The sequence below is a fragment of the Donghicola tyrosinivorans genome (assembly GCF_003003355.1).
Classification (GTDB): domain Bacteria; phylum Pseudomonadota; class Alphaproteobacteria; order Rhodobacterales; family Rhodobacteraceae; genus Donghicola; species Donghicola tyrosinivorans.
This window is the reverse complement of record NZ_PVTQ01000001.1, coordinates 262,593-281,046: the sequence shown is the minus strand read 5'-3', so window position 1 is coordinate 281,046 and position 18,454 is coordinate 262,593. Positions and strand designations below refer to the sequence as shown.

Annotated in this window: 17 protein-coding genes and 1 pseudogene; 8 read left to right on the top strand and 10 right to left on the bottom strand. The window is 55.3% G+C overall.

Translation table 11 applies throughout. The features are described from left to right. Positions 1-111: 111 nt before the first annotated feature. The 5 genes from tkt (at position 112) to CLV74_RS01335 (ending at position 5,341) form a co-directional block, all read left to right on the top strand. Positions 112-2,127: a transketolase gene (gene tkt, locus CLV74_RS01350; protein ID WP_106262406.1), complete on the top strand. Its 2,016-nt coding sequence runs from the start codon at positions 112-114 to the stop codon at positions 2,125-2,127. Between the two features lie 301 nt (positions 2,128-2,428). Beyond that, entirely contained in the window at positions 2,429-3,433 is a 1,005-nt protein-coding gene (gene gap / locus CLV74_RS01345; RefSeq protein ID WP_106262405.1) for a type I glyceraldehyde-3-phosphate dehydrogenase, read from the top strand. 17 nt (positions 3,434-3,450) lie between these two features. Then, a complete protein-coding gene (locus CLV74_RS22710) occupies positions 3,451-3,594 on the top strand; it encodes a hypothetical protein (RefSeq protein ID WP_170107961.1) in 144 nt (47 codons plus the stop codon). A 101-nt stretch (positions 3,595-3,695) separates the two neighbouring features. Beyond that, a complete protein-coding gene (gap, locus tag CLV74_RS01340) occupies positions 3,696-4,697 on the top strand; it encodes a type I glyceraldehyde-3-phosphate dehydrogenase (RefSeq protein WP_106262404.1) in 1,002 nt (333 codons plus the stop codon). A 17-nt stretch (positions 4,698-4,714) separates the two neighbouring features. Beyond that, positions 4,715-5,341 carry a MarC family protein gene (locus CLV74_RS01335; RefSeq protein WP_106262403.1) on the top strand — a complete coding sequence of 209 codons (627 nt, stop codon included), beginning with the start codon at positions 4,715-4,717 and terminating at the stop codon, positions 5,339-5,341. A gap of 2 nt (positions 5,342-5,343) precedes the next feature. On the opposite strand, the gene coaD is transcribed toward CLV74_RS01335, so the two are convergent. The 3 genes from coaD to CLV74_RS01320 all read right to left on the bottom strand — a co-directional run bounded on the left by coaD (position 5,344) and on the right by CLV74_RS01320 (position 7,297). Further along, on the bottom strand, positions 5,344-5,838 hold the full coding sequence (gene coaD / locus CLV74_RS01330; protein ID WP_106262402.1) for a pantetheine-phosphate adenylyltransferase: 495 nt from the start codon (positions 5,836-5,838) through the stop codon (positions 5,344-5,346). A gap of 68 nt (positions 5,839-5,906) precedes the next feature. Further along, positions 5,907-6,341, bottom strand: coding sequence for a CBS domain-containing protein (locus CLV74_RS01325; RefSeq protein ID WP_106262401.1), 435 nt, complete (start codon positions 6,339-6,341; stop codon positions 5,907-5,909). Between the two features lie 59 nt (positions 6,342-6,400). After that, entirely contained in the window at positions 6,401-7,297 is an 897-nt protein-coding gene (locus CLV74_RS01320; RefSeq protein ID WP_106262400.1) for a LysR family transcriptional regulator, read from the bottom strand. A gap of 106 nt (positions 7,298-7,403) precedes the next feature. Here CLV74_RS01320 and CLV74_RS01315 point away from each other — a divergent pair, with 106 nt between their 5' ends. Further along, positions 7,404-8,903: a CoA-acylating methylmalonate-semialdehyde dehydrogenase gene (locus CLV74_RS01315; protein WP_106262619.1), complete on the top strand. Its 1,500-nt coding sequence runs from the start codon at positions 7,404-7,406 to the stop codon at positions 8,901-8,903. A 67-nt stretch (positions 8,904-8,970) separates the two neighbouring features. On the opposite strand, the gene CLV74_RS01310 is transcribed toward CLV74_RS01315, so the two are convergent. The 7 genes and pseudogenes from CLV74_RS01310 to CLV74_RS01285 all read right to left on the bottom strand — a co-directional run bounded on the left by CLV74_RS01310 (position 8,971) and on the right by CLV74_RS01285 (position 16,463). Further along, positions 8,971-10,056, bottom strand: a complete 1,086-nt coding sequence (locus CLV74_RS01310) for a glycosyltransferase family 2 protein (protein WP_211298999.1) — start codon at positions 10,054-10,056, stop codon at positions 8,971-8,973. Between the two features lie 111 nt (positions 10,057-10,167). After that, a pseudogene (locus CLV74_RS23090) lies at positions 10,168-10,767 on the bottom strand (glycosyltransferase). Between the two features lie 401 nt (positions 10,768-11,168). Next, positions 11,169-12,335, bottom strand: coding sequence for a glycosyltransferase family protein (locus CLV74_RS01300; protein WP_146134880.1), 1,167 nt, complete (start codon positions 12,333-12,335; stop codon positions 11,169-11,171). 5 nt (positions 12,336-12,340) lie between these two features. Further along, a complete protein-coding gene (locus tag CLV74_RS22500; protein ID WP_146134879.1) occupies positions 12,341-12,784 on the bottom strand; it encodes a hypothetical protein in 444 nt (147 codons plus the stop codon). Positions 12,785-13,019: 235 nt separating this feature from the next. Next, on the bottom strand, positions 13,020-13,745 hold the full coding sequence (locus CLV74_RS01295) for a hypothetical protein (RefSeq protein WP_106262397.1): 726 nt from the start codon (positions 13,743-13,745) through the stop codon (positions 13,020-13,022). Then, positions 13,742-15,514, bottom strand: a complete 1,773-nt coding sequence (locus CLV74_RS01290; protein ID WP_106262396.1) for an ABC transporter ATP-binding protein — start codon at positions 15,512-15,514, stop codon at positions 13,742-13,744. Before CLV74_RS01290 ends, CLV74_RS01295 begins: the two co-directional genes overlap by 4 nt. A 70-nt stretch (positions 15,515-15,584) precedes the next feature. After that, a complete protein-coding gene (locus tag CLV74_RS01285; protein ID WP_146134878.1) occupies positions 15,585-16,463 on the bottom strand; it encodes a hypothetical protein in 879 nt (292 codons plus the stop codon). A gap of 126 nt (positions 16,464-16,589) precedes the next feature. On the opposite strand from CLV74_RS01285, the gene CLV74_RS01280 reads away from it, so the two are divergent. Continuing rightward, entirely contained in the window at positions 16,590-17,408 is an 819-nt protein-coding gene (locus tag CLV74_RS01280) for a glycosyltransferase family A protein (RefSeq protein ID WP_106262394.1), read from the top strand. After that, the gene (locus tag CLV74_RS01275) at positions 17,405-18,376 is read left to right on the top strand and encodes a glycosyltransferase family 2 protein (RefSeq protein WP_106262393.1); all 972 of its coding nucleotides are present in this window, start codon (positions 17,405-17,407) and stop codon (positions 18,374-18,376) included. Before CLV74_RS01280 ends, CLV74_RS01275 begins: the two co-directional genes overlap by 4 nt. The last annotated feature ends 78 nt before the right edge of the window (positions 18,377-18,454 follow it).

Sequence of the window (18,454 nt, the reverse complement as noted above, 5' to 3'; positions counted from 1 at the left end):
AAATGCGCCCCCTTGCCCGTCAATAGGTTACATCCAATGCCGCAAGGATGTTGCACTCTGGCCTTGGGGTGTTATTGAGCGCAGATACGCTTCTGACAGAGGATAAGGCACGTGGATATCGAAGCCCTGCGCACAGCCAACCCCGAACACTGGATGAAGGCCACCGCCATCCGCACACTCACGCTGGATGCGGTTGCTGCCGCGAACTCGGGTCACTCGGGTATGCCGATGGGCATGGCGGATGTGGCAACCGTCCTGTTCGAAAAGCACCTGAAATTCGACGCGAAGAACCCCGACTGGTTCGACCGCGACCGTTTCATCCTGTCGGCCGGTCACGGCTCGATGCTGATGTACAGCCTGCTGTACCTCACCGGCTACGAGGATATGACCCTTGAGCAGGTGAAGAACTTCCGCCAGTGGGGCGCGATCACCGCAGGTCACCCCGAATACGGCCACGCCAAAGGCATCGAGACCACCACCGGCCCGCTGGGTCAGGGCATCTCGAACGCGGTTGGTTTCGCCATGGCCGAAGCATCGCTGCGCGGTCGCTACGGCAAGAAGATCGTTGACCACTACACCTATGTCATCGCCGGTGACGGCTGCCTCATGGAGGGCGTCAGCCAGGAAGCCATCGCACTGGCCGGTCGTCAGGAACTGGGCAAGCTGATCGTCCTGTGGGACAACAACAACATCACCATCGACGGCACCGTTGATCTGACCGACCGCACCAACCAGGTTGCACGCTTCAAGGCGTCGGGCTGGCATGTGATCGAAATCGACGGCCACGACCCCGCGCAGATCGACGACGCGATCAGCAAGGCGAAAGTCACCAAGAAGCCGTCGATGATCGCCTGCAAAACCCACATCGCACTGGGTCACGCAGCACAGGACACCAGCAAAGGCCACGGCGCCCTGACCAATGCGGACCAACTGGCCGCTGCGAAGGCGCTATATGGCTGGAACTTCGGTCCGTTTGAGATCCCCGCAGACGTGAAGGCCCAGTGGGAAGCCATCGGCACCCGCGGTCAGGCAGAGCGCGCCGCTTGGGAAGCCCGCTTTGCCGAAGCATCCGCAAGCCGTCAGGCGGAATTCACCCGCATGATGACCGGCGAGGCCCCCAAGAAGCTGTCGGCGACTATCAAGGCGCTGAAAAAGCAGATTTCGGAAGACGCGCCCAAGGTTGCGACCCGCAAAGCGTCGGAAATGGCGCTGGAAGTCATCAACCCCATCGCGCCCGAGACCATCGGTGGCTCGGCGGACCTGACCGGCTCGAACAACACCAAGACCGGTGATCTGGGTGTCTTCAGCCCCGAGGATCGCAAAGGCCGTTACGTTTACTACGGTATCCGTGAGCACGGCATGGCCGCTGCCATGAACGGTATGGCGCTGCACGGCGGCGTGCGCCCCTACGGCGGCACCTTTCTGTGCTTTGCCGACTACGCCCGTGGCTCGATGCGCCTGTCGGCGCTGATGGGCGTTCCGGTGACCTACGTCATGACCCACGACAGCATCGGTCTTGGCGAAGATGGCCCGACTCACCAGCCGGTCGAGCATCTGGCCTACTGCCGCGCGACCCCGAACACCTACCTGATCCGCCCTGCAGATGCGGTAGAGACTGCGGAAGCGTGGGAGATTGCCCTGTCGTCGAAGTCGACCCCGACCGTGATGGCATTGTCGCGCCAGAACCTGCCCACCGTCCGGACCGAGCACAAGCTGAAGAACCTGACCGCTCAGGGCGGCTATGTTCTGGCCGAAGCGGAAGGCAAGCGTCAGGCGATCATCATGGCGACCGGCTCGGAAGTCGAAATCGCGATGGAAGCCAAGAAGCTGCTGGAAGCCGAAGGCATCGGCACCCGCGTTGTTTCGATGCCCTGTATGGAGCTCTTCGACGCGCAGGACGAAGCCTACCGCAAGCGCGTGCTGCCCGCAGGCCCTGTTCGCGTGGCTGTCGAAGCTGCCGTCCGTCAGCCTTGGGACAAGTACCTGCTGGGTGAGCGCGGCCGCGAGAACAAGGCTGCATTCGTCGGGATGGAAGGCTTTGGTGCATCGGCCCCTGCCGAGACCCTCTATGAGAAGTTCGGTATCACTGCGGCCAATGTGGCCCAGAAGGTCAAAGACCTGCTCTGATCTTAGAGAACACGGTATTCGGAGAGGGCGTCCTACGGGGCGCCCTTTTCTTTTGCGCCTGCTTGCGTGGCGAGTACGAGAATCGAGTATTTGGGCAATAAGGAAGCCGGTTGCGTTGACGCAGCGGCAGATGCCGCATTGCGGCAATGTTAGCGCAGGACCGTTAGCGCAAACCTGTGCGCGCGGCATGGTTTATCGCTAACATATTGGAAATCTTAGCGATTTTCTTTTGCCCCCGAGAGAGGCTTGCGGCATATAGCGAGGCAAGATTGCTACACCTTGTCGCCTCAGGAGACCCTCCATGACCATCACCGTTGGCATCAATGGCTTTGGCCGCATCGGCCGCTGCACTCTGGCTCATATCGCTGAAAGCGCACGCAACGACGTGCAGGTTGTGAAGATCAACGCAACCGGCCCGATTGAGACCAACGCGCACCTGCTGAAGTATGACAGCGTGCATGGCCGTTTCGGCGGTGTGGTGAAGGTGGATGGCAACACGCTGGATCTGGGCCGTGGCCCGATTGACGTGATGTCGACCTACGAGCCCAAGGAACTGGACTGGGACGGCTGTGACGTGGTTCTGGAATGCACCGGAAAGTTCAACGACGGTGTGAAATCCTCGGTCCATCTGGAGCGCGGTGCCAAGTCGGTTCTGATCTCGGCGCCTGCGACCAACGTGGACAAGACCATCGTTTACGGCGTGAACCACCGCAGCCTGGTGGAAGGCGACCGTCTGATTTCGAACGGATCGTGCACCACCAACTGTCTGGCGCCGCTGGCGAAGGTTCTGAACGACGCGATCGGCATCGAGCGCGGCATCATGACCACCATCCACAGCTACACTGGCGACCAGCCCACGCTGGACCGTCGCCACAAGGACCTGTACCGCGCCCGCGCTGCGGCGATGGCAATGATCCCCACCTCGACCGGTGCGGCGAAGGCCCTGAAAGAAGTTCTGCCCGAGCTGGAAGGCCGTCTGGACGGCACCGCCATGCGCGTGCCCACCCCCAACGTCTCTTGCGTTGACCTGACCTTTGAAGCTGGCAAAGATGTGACCGTTGCCGACGTGAACGAGATCGTTCGTGAGGCAGCCGCAGGCCACATGGGCCACGTTCTGGGCTACGACCCCGAGCCCAAGGTTTCGATCGACTTCAACCACACCAGCCATTCGTCGATTTTTGCACCCGATCAAACCAAGGTTGTGGGTGGCCGGACCGTGCGCGTTCTGGCATGGTACGACAACGAATGGGGCTTCTCGTGCCGCATGGCCGATGTGGCCGCAGCCATGGGACGCCTCCTGCACTAAGGAGCGCGGCCCCGGCCATGACCAACAAACTGTCGTTGATTCTAGGCGCCCTCATCTTGGGCGCCTTTTGTTTTGACTGGATCGTGCAAGACGGCGCGGCCACTATCTTCCTTGGGAAGAAGGGAATTTTGCTTCTCGAAAAGCTGATCTTCTGGCGCTGAGGCCAGCGCGCGTCTCTTTGGTTGACTTCTCGCGTTAAATCGCCATGTTAGCGTTAACTTTGTTAGCGTTATCATACGACACTTCGCGGGAGGATACTTTTATGACCGTCAAAGTCGCCATCAACGGGTTTGGCCGCATTGGCCGCAATGTTCTGCGTGGAATCATCGAGTCGGGCCGTACCGATATCGAAGTCGTGGCCATCAACGATTTGGGCCCCGTCGAAACCAACGCCCACCTGCTGAAATACGACAGCGTCCATGGCCGCTTCCCCAGCCCTGTCAGCGTCGGTGACGGCGTGATCGATGCAGGCCGTGGCCCCATTAAGGTTACCGCGATCCGCGACCCCAAAGAGCTGCCTTGGGAAGGCGTGGACATCGCGCTGGAATGCACCGGCATCTTTACCGACCGTGACAAGGCCGCGTTCCACCTGTCGAACGGCTCCAAGCGGGTTCTGGTCTCGGCCCCTGCTTCGGGTGCGGACAAGACCATCGTTTACGGTGTGAACCACAACACCCTGACCGCAGAAGATCTGGTTGTCTCGAACGCGTCGTGCACCACCAACTGCCTGTCGCCCGTGGCAAAGGTGCTGAACGACAAGATCGGCATCACCCGTGGCTTCATGACCACCATCCACAGCTACACCGGCGACCAGCCGACTCTGGACACCATGCACAAGGACCTCTACCGCGCGCGCGCAGCGGCCCTGTCGATGATCCCGACCTCGACCGGTGCGGCGAAGGCTGTGGGTCTGGTTCTGCCCGAGCTGAACGGCAAGCTGGACGGTGTGGCCATCCGCGTTCCCACCCCGAACGTGTCGGTCGTTGACCTGACCTTCGAAGCGGCCCGCGCGACCACTGCCGAAGAGATCAACGCCGCCATCCACGAAGCTGCCGCTGGCGAGCTGAAAGGCATTCTGGGCGTCACCGACGAGAAGCTGGTGTCGATGGACTTTAACCACGACGCGCACAGCTCGATCTTCGCGACGGATCAAACCAAGGTGATGGAAGGAACCATGTGCCGTATCCTGAGTTGGTACGACAACGAGTGGGGCTTCTCGAACCGTATGGCGGATACCGCGGTCGCAATGGCCAAGTTTATCTGATCCGCTAAGGACATATATTGCTCACGACCCAAGCTATCCTTCAGGAACTGATCACGCTTTGGGTCGTGATCGACCCCATCGGCACCCTGCCCGTCTTTCTGGCTGTCACGGCCGGAATGAACCCCGAACAACGCCGCAGCACCGCATTTCGCGCCATCGCGATTTCCTTTGCCGTGCTGCTGCTGTTCATCCTTATCGGACAAATCGTACTTGAGGCTTTGGGCCTTAGCCTTGCCTCTTTTCAGATCGCAGGCGGTTTGGTGTTGTTGCTGTTTGCCCTGACCATGATCTTTGGCGACAGCAAACCCGAATCCGAGATGGCCAGTATCGACACCACCCAGACAGCGATCTTTCCGCTCGCCATGCCGTCTATCGCCTCGCCGGGCGCAATGTTGGCGGTGGTGGTCCTGACCGACAATGACCGCAACTCGATCGCCCATCAGGCGATGACAACCGGCATCATGGCAGTTGTCATGCTGGCGGCCTTGGGCATCCTTTTGGCCGCCAACCCGATTCACCGTGTAATCGGCAATGGCGGTGCATCGATCATCAGCCGGATTATGGGCATGATCCTTGCCGCCGTCGCCGTTGACGCCATGCTAAACGGGATGGTCGCAGTGGGGGCCCTAGCCCCCTTTGAGTGAGGTCAGCGGCGCAGGCGCGCAGCCAATTTCTGCTGCACGTTCGGCGTTACAAATTTGCTGACATCCCCACCCAGTCGGGCGATTTCTTTCACCAGCTTGGAGGCAATCGCCTGATGCTGCGCTTCGGCCATCAGGAAGACGGTCTCGATACTATCATCCAGCTGACGATTCATACCGACCATCTGGTATTCGTACTCAAAGTCCGAGACTGCCCGCAGACCGCGAATGATCAACTGTGCGCCCACATCATTGGCGCAATCGATCAGCAGATTCTCGAAGGGATGAGCGACGATTTCGGTGTCAGTCTCTTGGGACAGGATAGCGCATTCGGCGTCAATCATCGCCACACGTTCTTCCAGCGAGAACAATGGCCCCTTATCGCGGTTGATGGCCACACCAATGACCAATCGGTCCACTAATGCGGCTGCCCGCCGGATAATATCCACATGCCCAAGTGTAATCGGGTCAAACGTTCCGGGATAAAGTCCGATCCGCATGGCCAAGTCCCCCTTATTCATTCTGCGCCGAAGCAATATTATTGCGGCGCAGAATGCAAGGGCTCAGATCATTGGCCCATGATCATTCCTTCAAGGGCCTCTTTCTCCATCTCCAGATGTGAAAGCTGAGCTTTCACAGTGTCCCCCAGAGAGATGACGCCAATCAACTCGCCATCTTCGACCACAGGCATGTGACGGAAGCGACCATCTGTCATCGTTCTCATGACCTCATGGGTGCGCGCATCGCGACCGCAGGTTTTGAGGTTCTTGGTCATCAAGCTGTCAACGCGCGCGTCCAGAACCGACGCCCCGTTTCTGGCCAGATGACGTACAATGTCCCGCTCGGACAGGATGCCTTCGGGCTTTTTACCGTCGGACGAAACAAGCACCGTACCGATCCCGTACTTGGCAAGCACCGCTGCCGCTTCTGCGACTGTGCTTTCCGGCAAAACCGTGACGACGCTTTGATCCCCTTTGCTCTTAAGAATCTGCTGGACCAGCATTATCCCCTCCTCGAAATAATGTTTCGTTTCCACCAGCGTCCGCGCAATACGAGCGACTGTCAAGCCATCCCTTCTAATCGGCTGATCTCAGTTCGGATGCCTTCAGCCACCAATTTTGCAAAGCGATTCATGCGTTCAAGTCGCCTGTCATCTGCATGACGGATCAAATAAAAACTTCGGGTAAGACTAATGTCTGGTGCCAGAATACGCTTTATTCCCGTGGCCGAGGGAATTGCAAAGTCATGCACCACCCCCAAACCGCCGCCCGAGCGGACCCAGTTGAACTGCACAGAGACCGAATTAGAGGCCAGATTCACCCTCTCGACCCCCAATTCGGTCAGGTAATCCAGTTCTTTGTCAAAGATCATATCGGGAATGTAGCCCACCATCCGATGGCCTTGCAGATCCGCAAGACTGGTGATTTCCGGATGGCTGGCCAGATAATCCTCGGACGCGGCAAGATGCAGATGGTAGTCACTAATCTTTTGGACAGTCAGGCGCCCCGCGGTCGGACGGCTGACCCCTACAGCCATGTCGGCCTCGCGGCGGGACAGGTTGAAGACCCGCGGCAAGGCCACGATCTGCACCTCAAGGTCGGGATTATCCTCAACGATCCGGGCGCAAACCTGTGGCAGCACATAGTTCGCGCAACCATCAGGCGCCCCGATCCGGATCTGACCCGATAGCCCACCTGAGGCATTCTCGGCCGTCTCGAACGCCGCCTCCATCGCCTGCTCAACGGCAACCGCCTGTGGCAATAGACGCTGGCCCGCCTCGGTCAGGGCATAGCCCTGCGGCGAACGGGCAAAAAGCGGCGCGCCAAAGTCCTCTTCCAACCGCGTGATGCGCCGCCCCACTGTTGCAGGGTCCACACGCAACCGCTGCCCTGCGGGCGTCAGCCCCCCTGCCCGCGCCACGGCTAGAAACACCCGCAAATCATCCCACTGTGCTGCCATCGCCACGTACCTGCATTTGCGCAAAATGAATTTGGCAAACTTCCTCTTCTTGGCCGATAAATGCAAGACTATGTTCTGGGCAGAATTCAAACTCCGGGAGGATGCGATGCAAGAGCTGACCCACTACATCAACGGCGAAATGGTCAAAGGGACCTCGGGCCGTTTCACAGATGTCTACAACCCCGCCACCGGCGAAGTGCAGGCAAAAGTACCGCTGGCCACTGTTGAAGAGCTGAACAAAGCCATCGCAGATGCCGCTGAAGCACAGGTTGCATGGGCTGCCACCAACCCCCAGCGTCGCGCCCGCGTGATGATGAAGTTCGGTGCCCTGATCAACGAGCACATGGAAGAACTGGCCGAGCTGGTCAGCCGTGAGCACGGCAAAACCATCCCCGACGCCAAAGGCGACGTTCAGCGTGGTCTGGAAGTGGTCGAAGTCTGCATGGGCGCCCCCAGCCTGCTGAAGGGCGAATACATGGACGACGGCGGCCCGGGCATCGACCTTTACGCCATGCGTCAGGCGCTGGGTGTTGTGGCCGGCATCACGCCCTTCAACTTCCCCGCAATGATCCCCCTGTGGAAAATGGCCCCCGCAATCGTCTGCGGCAACGCCATGATCCTCAAGCCCTCCGAGCGCTGCCCCTCGACCTCACTGCGTCTGGCTGAACTGCTGACCGAAGCAGGCCTGCCCAAGGGCGTTCTGCAGGTGGTCAACGGTGACAAAGAAGTCGTTGACGGCATTTTGGACAACGAGACCATCCAGGCTGTTGGCTTTGTAGGCTCGACCCCGATCGCCCAGTACATCTACGGCCGCGCCGCAACCAACGGCAAGCGCGCCCAGTGCTTTGGCGGTGCCAAGAACCACATGATCATCATGCCCGACGCGGACATGGACAAAGCTGCTGACGCCCTGATCGGCGCTGGCTACGGCGCCGCAGGCGAGCGTTGCATGGCGATCTCGGTTGCTGTTCCTGTTGGTCAGGAGACCGCAGACAAGCTGATCGAAAAGCTGGTCCCCCGCGTTGAGGCGCTGAAAGTCGGGCCCTACACCGCAGGCGACGACGTGGACTACGGCCCGGTCATCACCGCTGCTTCGAAAGAGCGTATCAACAAACTGATCACCTCGGGTGTCGAGCAAGGCGCGGATCTGGTCATCGACGGTCGTGATTTCAGCCTGCAAGGCTACGAGAACGGATTCTTCTGTGGCCCGTCGCTGTTCGACAACGTGACCCCGGACATGGACATCTACAAAGAAGAGATCTTCGGCCCCGTGCTGTCGACCGTCCGCACCTCGAACTACGAAGAGGCGCTGGATCTGATCATGACCAACAACTACGGCAACGGCACCGCGATCTACACCGCAGACGGCGACACCGCCCGTGACTTTGCGCACCGCGTGAATGTGGGCATGGTCGGCATCAACTTCCCGATCCCGGTCCCGCTGTCCTACTTCAGCTTCGGCGGCTGGAAGAAATCGGCCTTCGGCGACCTGAACCAATACGGCCCCGACGCGTTCAAGTTCTACACCAAGACCAAAACCGTCACCGCCCGCTGGTTCTCCGGCATCAAAGACGGCGCCGCGCTGAACTTCAAAGCGATGGACTAAGGTTTATAAACTCTAAAAAAGAAAGGCTCCCAATATTTTGGGAGCCTTTCTCTATTTTATTGCTAAGTTAGAGTTCCCATTGAGGTTCGCCTATGGAGAAATCTGACCTCTTAAGGGTCAAGTTTGCGTTATAAGCGGGATCCCTAAATTTGTCGGTTGCCCAGGTGTCAATCATATAACGCTTCTCTCGATTGAATCTCGTAAGCTTTTCAGGCGTGTCTTCATATCCGCGAGAAATCGACTCGTAATGATACAACTCTGCGTACGGGGTCCAAACGTTTCGATAGCCAGCTGCGCCGACTTTCAGGCAAAAATCGACGTCATTGAAAGCAACAGTCAGTTCGTTTTCGTTTAGGCCGCCGACTTCCTGATAAATATCCTTCTCTACTAGCAAACATGCGGCTGTTACCGCGCTATATTCTTGTCGATTGCAAAGGCGTGTAAAGTAGCCATGGTCGCCTCGTTTACAACGTAAGTGGGTATGACCTGCAACCCCCCCCATCCCAATCACAACACCAGCATGTTGGACGGTATCGTCGGGATAATAGAGTTTTGCGCCTACACAGCCAACATCATCGCGAATTGTGAGTGAAACCATTTCAGTCAACCAGTCAGGTGAAATAACCTCAACGTCATTATTGACCAAGCCCAATACTTCACCCTTTGCCATCCGCACAGCGCGATTATTAAGCCTCGAGTAGTTAAATGGGCTGCTGTCACTCACCACTCGCACGCGGGTGTCAAAAGCCTGAATTTCTCTAAACCAGCTCAAAGTCTCTGCTTTTTGGGATCCATTATCGACAATGATTATTTCATAGTTTTCGTAGGTAGTTTTCTCCAAAATACTCTCAACAGCCACCCGAAGAACATTCACCATATCCCGCGTCGGGATGATAAGCGAAACCAAGGGAGCCTCGGTTATCGGCCAATCTACTCGGTAAGTGAATGGAAATGCGCCCTCACGGACACCAACCTTCACGCCATTTTGCCGCGTTAGGTGCTCTTCGAGTGCCAATCGCCCCGCTTCAACTGCGTATTTTTTTTCAGACCTTTCGCTGGCTTTACTTCCAGGAGAGGTGCGCCAAGAATAAAGGACTTTAGGTATGTGTCGCACCTGCTTCTCGGAGCAGTGTTCGAGGACACGCAGAAGCAAGTCGTAATCCTGCGCACCCTCAAACCCTACGCGAAAACCACCAACTTTCTCTACTATCTCCTTTCGGTACATCCCGAAATGAGAAATATGATTACACGAATATAAAAACTCTCAATTGAAATCAGGCTTAAAATGGGGGTCAAATCTTTGCCCCCCAACATCAACTTTATCTTCATCGCTATACAGAATGACCGCGTCTCGATGGCTTTGTAGTTCCCGAACAAAATAGAAGAGTGCGTCGCGATCGAGAACATCATCATGATCCAGAAGAGCTATGAAGTCTCCTGAAGCAATCTCTAGCGCAGAATTTGCAGCTCGAGAGATATGCCCATTCTGAGAACGAAACACTACTTTGATGTTTCCATTCTCTGCGAGACAATCGTCTAGAACCTTACGAACCTAAGGGTCCGTAGAGCAATCATCGACGATGCACAGCTCCCAATTAGAATAACTTTGCTCGAGAACTGAGTGAATTGCCTTCTGCAAGAGTTCAGGGTCAGGATTGTAGACCGGAACAAGAATTGAAATGCACGGATTATGGTTAAAACCTCGCATACACTTTGCTTTTTCTTCTTCTTTACTCTTGCGCAAAATCTCCCAGCGTTCAACCATAGCGCTGTACGTGAAAAGTTTTTCGGATTTCATGGGCGCGGCCAACTCATCGCGTTCAGGATCACGTTTCTTGGCAGACAGTGCAAATCTGTGTCGCATATCTTCGGGAAGCCAAGACCCACGTTTACTCAACGCTTTCAGAATCTTGAATTCAATTTTACGCTTCAGATTTTTCAAAGGACGTCTACGCGCATCACGCAACGCCTTATGCAAAGTAACAATGTCTTTATTGCGCTGAGCCAATTCGAGCTCAAGGCGATTGGCACGAGCTCGAAGGGCGTGGTTATAATTACGGAAGCGCGAAATTTCGCTGACATCGTCTATCATGGCGCTACTTTTCAATGAACTTTCAGAGCACAACCCTTGCGGAAGTGTAATCGGTAATGTCACGATGGATATCCCATGTACACCCGAAATAACACGGGCAGCCACCCGTTTCGATAACTCCACTCTACATCAGACTCGACAACGACTTAAGTGGCATCACCTAGAATTGCAGACTACCTTGCCAAAGCTACAAGCAAATCGGCCACTTTATGCCCAAAATTTGCGCTACTCCAGCGCCGTTTAGCATGCTGCGCCAATCGATCCGCGTGCGCAGCACCACGATTCTCGGCGAGATAAGCAACGGAACGACCTAATGCGGTCAACCAATTGCCGTCTCGTACAATGTGCCCCAATTCGCTCGCGGGTATAGCCTGCTCAAAACAACAGCTGTTAGAAACACAACTAAATGTACCTACGACAGCCGCTTCAAAATATTTGAGCTCACTTTTCGAGAAGGCGAACGCATTACTTTGCAATGGTGCAATATTCAGATCAACTTCAGATATCTCTGACTGCAACTCAAGCCAATTAACATATGGTTTGTGCGTGATCCGGTCGCCGAATTTCATCAAACCAACTGTAAGCTCAACATATCCAACCAATTTCAACCTCAATTCATGGTCTTCAGACATCATTTCTGAAAGAGCATCCGCCACCATCAGAAAATCATTCTGATGTGTCTTAGAGCCGCTGAAATATCCAATTGTGACCACATCTTTAGGGACATGGCCCCTGCCGAGCTTCTTCTCTAGCAATACCTCTGAGACGTCCTCCTGCGCTTTGTTCAAAAAATTCCCCAGAACATGCACCGGCCCACAAACCACTGCGGCTAGTTTCTCAGCGAGAAAACTGTTTGTCGCCATTCCTGCGTCACAATGCTGAGCGGTTGCATTCAACCGCGACACATAAGCGAACCAGCGATCCAACTCGACAGGATCATCAACCGGCAGGTTATTGTTCACAGCCGCCAAAAATGCGTACTTTGGATCAAAAACCAAATCGTCACAGTCGAAAATCAATTTCACTCCAAACAATCGAGCTTTCGCGATTAGATCTGCGACTTGTAGATCAATTGGAGTGCGAACAAGAACAAGAACATCAAGTCGAGGAAGGACTGTCAGAAGCGAACGCAATTCTTCCATTGAGAACCATGATGCGACGACATCTTCTCTCGCCGATCTCTCTATCGCTTCGATCATGTTGAATACGCGATAACGAAAGGTACTGGGCGTTGGCTTCGGATAAAAATATGCGACACGCAGTACGTTGTCGGAGGCGTGTACCGATATCCTATTCTCAAGGCTCTGTAGCCACCAAGGGTCTGTTTGGACCTTATTCATCGGCTTCACCCTAGCCCAATTGGAGCCGGCAACGTGGAGAGTTGTTCGCATTGCCGATCAATGTCCAACCCACCTGTCAAATTTCTCCAAGCTATCTGCTGACCGTCAATAAAACGGTCTTCATCGCCCAGCGTGACCACAGTCAAATGTCCATCGACTAACGTGACAATTTCAACCCCGATAAGCGCGGTAGCACTCACCGCGACCCGCGAAAGGATCCAATCCGACGAAAATGAACATTTATTTCCGAACACTCTCAACACGCAACTGCGCTTTTCAGCATGCATGCAGGCGAACTGCAAATTTCTCTCATCTAAACTTAAGCATTCTGCTGTGCCAGAAGTAGCGCTGAGGATCAAATTCAAGCGCCGAACATCACCAAACTCGGGAAAGAACCTAATCTGCCCCATTGAGCGATCAAAACTGGCCGCTCTCTTCGACGTGTCCAACTCTCTTAACCACACAGAGTATTCGGAACGTGGTGTGCCATTCTTCTTATAAAACAAGCGACGGAATAACGGCCGCACAGCGCAATCTCTGCTGACCAGAATAGGTTGAAGCATTTTCCGAGGCGCAACACCGTCTGATCGTAGAATCAGATTCTTAATTCTAACCATTTGAATGCCCGTTTAGATCGTCGAAATGCACCATAATCTATGTTTCAACCCATGGCGACTGTCAGACCTAGGTCCCCCCTAGCAAACGCTTACCACGCTCCCAAAGCGATTTTTTCTGTTTCAAATACTCCGGCTTCAGCTTTGCAAGGGCAGGCATTTCCACCAAACCATCAAAGCCTTCGGAAAATCGCCGTTCGAATGTCTCCCGATCTTCCACATGGAAGTTCGACGCGCCGTCTTCTTTGCTTCGAAACGGCTTTTCAAAATCGACTTCGACCAGAAGGGACCGCGGATCAAAAGAAAAACAGTCCTGTCCACGAGCAATAACCGTCAATTCATTATCTGCTCGGTGAGAGATATAGTTTGGATAAAAGAAATCACCAGCGTAAAGCTGGCGCACCCACGACGTGCGCGCGCATCCGAATGCGGCAATGCGGCCATTCCATTTTCCGCAGTTGTAAGCTGCAAAATTGACTTTTGCACTTTGAAACTGGGCTTCCATATAGGCAAGCCACTCTACCCCGGCAAATGCGTCCTGTGCGACATAAGAGACAAGGTCTGCATCAGCATCCTTGAATGCCGAATTGATCGTCTTGATAAAACCCTGCCGTTCAACATCCTTCAAAGCGACAAAGGCTACATCTTCAACACCTGATCGTACGGACATTAGTCGCAGCGCCTTGAATGCAGCGGTATCATCAATTGCAGGGCATAGAACCAAATGTCGACGCGCTGGCAACCGCACGATCTGCCTGCTGCGAACGTCAACGCTGATCGGCTCGATCATGGTCATGCAACACCTTGTTTTTTTGCTGCTTCGTCCTGTTCGTGTTGATAGAGGTTAAACAAATTTCGGTACTGCGCATTACCAGCCTGAAGCGCGGCATGCGTATCGAACCCAACAATGGCACCAGCCTCCAGCATGAGGACACGGTCCACATATTCCAATGTCGAAGGTCGGTGCGTTACATAGATGACGGTGACGTCGCTCAGGGCCTCAGAGACACCTGAGAGCATGCGACGTTCGGTGTTTTGGTCCAACGCACTCGTGGCCTCATCGAAAATGTAGATGCGCGAGCCTTTGAGCAGCGCGCGAGCAACACCGACCCGTTGGCGCTGACCGCCAGAAAGCGTGTTCCCGTTTGGTCCGACGATCGAGTCCAAACCATTCGGCAGGACAGATAGAACGCGGTCCAACTGCGAAAGGCGAATTGCTTCTTCCAAATCCTGTTCGGTCGCACCAGGACGAGCAGACAGGATATTTTCGCGAATTGTGCCTTGGAACAGGAAAACATCTTGGGAAATAAGTGCAATCGACGATCGAAGGCTGGCCGCAGAGACATCATGCAGGTTCTCGCCAGAAATACGCACTGCGCCCGACGTAGGCTCGACGAATTTCAGCAGAAGGTCCAGAATTGTACTTTTCCCAGCGCCGGACTGCCCGACCAACGCAATGCTCTCTCCGGCCTTAATGTCAAAGGATAGACCTTTCAGGACTTCCTCATTTTGACCGTATGCAAAGCGTACCTGATCAAAAGAAATCGTAGGAGAATTAACCTCAAGAGGCTTCAACTCACCAGGCCGCTCCTCAGGTTCAGCATCCAGCGCGTCAAACATCAATTTGGTCTGGACCAGATCATTTTGTAGCGCAACCCAAGCGTTTGAAACCCGCTCGGCGGGTTGATAAGCCATCAGGAAGGCCGTGATCAGGGCAGTGAATTCGCCAGCCGTGCGACCGTTTTCGACCACCTGCCAAGCAGCATAGACGACGAACAGGCCGATCACGAGACCCGCGATGAATTCCATCAACGGGATCGTCGCCGATTTGGTCTTTGCCATGGACATAATGCGATTTTCCATGGTCTCGACGCTTTCATTGAAACGTCCAGTGACCTTGTCTTCCAGCGAATAGCTTTTCACCGTCTTGATGCCACCGAAGGCTTCGGCACCAATCGAAATGAAGGCGGCAGTCATTCCGGCTTCTGCCGTGGCCACTTGGCGGATCCGCTTTGAAAGATGCGCGACAAGCATAGAAATCAAGGGCGTAAGAACGAGAGCGACCAATAGCATCACCCAGTCCTGCATCAACATAACGACAAACAGACCAATCAGGGTCAGCACATCGGTCAACAATTTGTTGGAGATGTTGGTTACTGCGCGGCCAGCCGCCTGCCCGTACATACGTACCAGCGTCATGAGTGATGATGGCTGATCTTGTGTCGTGTGCGCCACACTCATTTGCAGTGTCTTCTCAAACAGTTGACGCTGGTAATCAACTGCAATCGTGCGATTGAACGTGAAGGCAATAACCTGATTAAAATACTGGAAAAAGCTTTTTCCGAACGATATCCCGATCACCAGAAAGCAGACCTGCATCGCAGCTTTGTAGTCCGATGCGGAAAACACGTCGTTTACGATTTTCTTGGTCACCGCGGCCAAATTCGCTGTGAAAAACGCCACGCCGACCATGCAGACGAGCGAGATCAGATAGAGCTTCAAATTCGGTCTGATCGTTTCTTTCAAAACGCGGGTAGTGACCCGGACCGCTTCCTTGTGTTCCACGTTCTCACTCCTTAAGTCAGGTGCGTACTTTTGCGTTAGATCGCGCAAGCACCTAGCGGCCAACCCTAGTTTATTGCTGGGAAAGGCCGAAATCCGTTTTGATCTTCATTAGGGCGTCTGCTGGCAAGCCTGCGTTCCGTACGAACTTCAACTTGCCCCCCAGATTATTGCGTCTTTCCTGCATGTTCTCGCCGTGGGCAAGCGTGTAAACGCAGCCGAACATCGGCAGAGGCGCAAGGGATAGGCCGAAACCTGCGGCTTCTTCGACAACCTTGGTGTGAGACGTACGCTTCAGCAACGGAAGAGTTGATCGCAGACCCTTCGCAAAAGCAACCCTGATCAGAGCCGACGATCCACACAGCTTATAAAATGGCACCCGCCGCGCCTCAATCGTGTCGTCAGGATCTAGAAATGACATCCGGTCTTCCGATGCATCCCATAGATATCCCTTGTCCATGTAGTACCCATGACCGTTGTTATCGGTGACCACATAGGCCACCAGCTCGGCAGCCAAGACGTCGTCCGCATCAAGTAGGAAGACATATGCGTCCTTGCAAGACGCAGCCTCGGGCGAGGACAACATATACTCCAGCTTCTTGCGCTTGTCGTAGGACTTTCCGCTGCCAACGGGAAAAGGCAGGAACATGGTTTGATCGGTTTCTTCAAAAAACGCTGGCCGGTCCTGACCGCAGACAATCGCTTTCCACTCACCGGATGTCTGCGCATCAAGTGAACGCAACGTCATCGCCAGATTGTCACAGACAGTCTCCCAGTTCTTGGTTTTCTGCTTGGCAATCAGTGGAATGATGAACAGGACCATCGGTTGCTGGGGCGGCGGCAAGTCAGCAAACTTCGCACGCCAGCCATCTGCGCTGGCCAGTTTCAGCACCTGACACCACGCATATCTGAAAGTTCTCCAGACAACAGACTGTCGCAACTGGGCAAGCATGCGGGGTTCCTTGACTACTCGGCGCCTTACTAACCGTATCTTTTCCATACCGCAACGTGGTCAAACTGTCGAAACTGTGGCAACAGGACGAACAAACCGCTGCGGAAGGCAAGAAGGCGCCCAAGAATGGCAAGCACACAAGACACTCCCCTCGCCTCGACCCCATGGACCGAAACCCCCACTGTCTACTTTATCATACCGCTTTACGGGCGTGAAATGGCCCATGACTGGGATCAGGTTCTCCGCAATCTGGATGACACTTTGCAAAGCCTGCTGCGGCAAACATCGGGCGCGTGGAAGGCAATGATCTGTAGCCAGACCCGTCCCGACACCCTACCCGACGATCCCCGTATTATGTTCGAACCTTTCGACGGCCCAGAGGCCGAGCGGGCCAAAACCGAAGAGGGCTTTGACAACGCTGGCAAAAAGCAACGGATGATTGCGCGCCTGTGCCGCGAGGAAACCGGCCAAGGCTATCTGTTCCAACTGGATGCTGATGACATTCTTCATCCCGATCTGGTCGAATATATCTGCAGCGACAACAACAGCAGCGGCTACGTGATCCGAGACGGCTATATCTGCCACGCCCACACCTTCCGAATGGGCCATCTGCGCCAGCAGTCCTTGCTCCACCCCTTTGCCAAGCCGTTCTACAAGCAATGCGGATCCTGCGCCGCCCTGCGCTTTGACCCCAAAGCGGATGAGGCGGGCATGACCCATATCCAGAACCGCGGCGCTCATAAAAACCTACCTGAAACGATGGCCAGCTTTGGCTATCCGCTTGCTCCAGTCCCATTTCCTGCAGCGCTCTACATGATCGCTCACGGGGAAAACATGCGCCAGCGGCGGGGCAAGCTGGGGGGCAAGCTGCGCTATCTGCGACTGAACCGTCTTGGCAAACGAAAATCGGCGCAGATCGCGCAGAGTTTTGGGGTTAGCGCATGACCACCTCTGTCGCCATTGCCATTGCCACGCGCGGGCGGCCCAAGATGTTTCGCGACTGCCTGCAAAGCCTTGCGCGGATGCAGCTGCCTGCGGATACGGCTCTGACCTTCTTGCTGGTTGAGAATGACAAGACCCTGACCATCGCGCCTTTGGCTGAAGAGCTTGCCAGTCTGATGGGGGACGCGCACCGTGTTGAGGCGCTGCTGGAACCCGAGGCAGGCATCCCGTTCGCCCGCAACAAGGCGCTGGACCGTGCTCAGGATCTGAACTGCGATTGGCTGATCTACATCGATGACGACGAAGAGGTCGACGCCGACTGGCTTGTCGCCCTGATGCGCGGCGCGGCGCAGCAGCAGTTCGATCTGGCCGCCGGTCCCGTCGAGCAGCTTGCCCCCGACGGCACGCTTTCGAAATCCGAACAGGCGGTTTTTGACTATTTTATCGCCGAGGGCCAAAGACGCCGCAAAATTCGCGAATCGCGTTTGCATTCCGGACAGGCCGACCGGAACGATATCGCCACCAACAACTGGATCGGGCGGCTTTCTGCCTTTCGTTCGGCAAATCTGCGCTTTGATGAAGGCATGCGCTACACAGGCGGATCGGACACCGATCTGTCGCGCCGCGCCAAGGCTGCGGGCCTGAAAATCGGCTGGGTTCCCGACGCGATTGTGCGCGAAGTGATCCCCCAAAGCCGCCTGACCTATCGCTACGTCTATGACCGCTCGCGCAGTCAGACTTTGGCGAAATACCACATTCGTTATCGCAAACAGGGCCGTCATCCGGTGGTCAAACCCCTGCTTGATGCTTTCGTGAAAGCTCTCGTCGGCAGCGTCAGATTGCTGATCGGTCTGACCGGCAACACCCGCATGCGGATCAAGGCGATGCGCACCCTCGGGGTGGCGATGGGCTGGACCCAAGGGGCTCTTGGAGCAAAAAGCCAACTGTATCGGAAAATCCAAGGAGGCTGATCCCCTCTTGCATTCCGCGCGATTGCGGGCGACCATCTGAACGCTTGTTCAATTCAGGCGAACGGAGGGGAGGCCGTA

What these genes read in the sequence shown, in the direction of transcription:
- gap (WP_106262405.1), top strand. Translation starts at nt 2,429, where the DNA reads ATGACCATCACCGTTGGCATCAATGGCTTTGGCCGCATCGGCCGCTGC.
- CLV74_RS22710 (WP_170107961.1), top strand. Translation starts at nt 3,451, where the DNA reads ATGACCAACAAACTGTCGTTGATTCTAGGCGCCCTCATCTTGGGCGCC.
- gap (WP_106262404.1), top strand. Translation starts at nt 3,696, where the DNA reads ATGACCGTCAAAGTCGCCATCAACGGGTTTGGCCGCATTGGCCGCAAT.
- coaD (WP_106262402.1), bottom strand. Translation starts at nt 5,838, where the DNA reads ATGCGGATCGGACTTTATCCCGGAACGTTTGACCCGATTACACTTGGG.
- CLV74_RS01325 (WP_106262401.1), bottom strand. Translation starts at nt 6,341, where the DNA reads ATGCTGGTCCAGCAGATTCTTAAGAGCAAAGGGGATCAAAGCGTCGTC.
- CLV74_RS01320 (WP_106262400.1), bottom strand. Translation starts at nt 7,297, where the DNA reads ATGGCAGCACAGTGGGATGATTTGCGGGTGTTTCTAGCCGTGGCGCGG.
- CLV74_RS01315 (WP_106262619.1), top strand. Translation starts at nt 7,404, where the DNA reads ATGCAAGAGCTGACCCACTACATCAACGGCGAAATGGTCAAAGGGACC.
- CLV74_RS01300 (WP_146134880.1), bottom strand. Translation starts at nt 12,335, where the DNA reads ATGAATAAGGTCCAAACAGACCCTTGGTGGCTACAGAGCCTTGAGAAT.
- CLV74_RS01295 (WP_106262397.1), bottom strand. Translation starts at nt 13,745, where the DNA reads ATGACCATGATCGAGCCGATCAGCGTTGACGTTCGCAGCAGGCAGATC.
- CLV74_RS01285 (WP_146134878.1), bottom strand. Translation starts at nt 16,463, where the DNA reads ATGCTTGCCCAGTTGCGACAGTCTGTTGTCTGGAGAACTTTCAGATAT.
- CLV74_RS01280 (WP_106262394.1), top strand. Translation starts at nt 16,590, where the DNA reads ATGGCAAGCACACAAGACACTCCCCTCGCCTCGACCCCATGGACCGAA.
- CLV74_RS01275 (WP_106262393.1), top strand. Translation starts at nt 17,405, where the DNA reads ATGACCACCTCTGTCGCCATTGCCATTGCCACGCGCGGGCGGCCCAAG.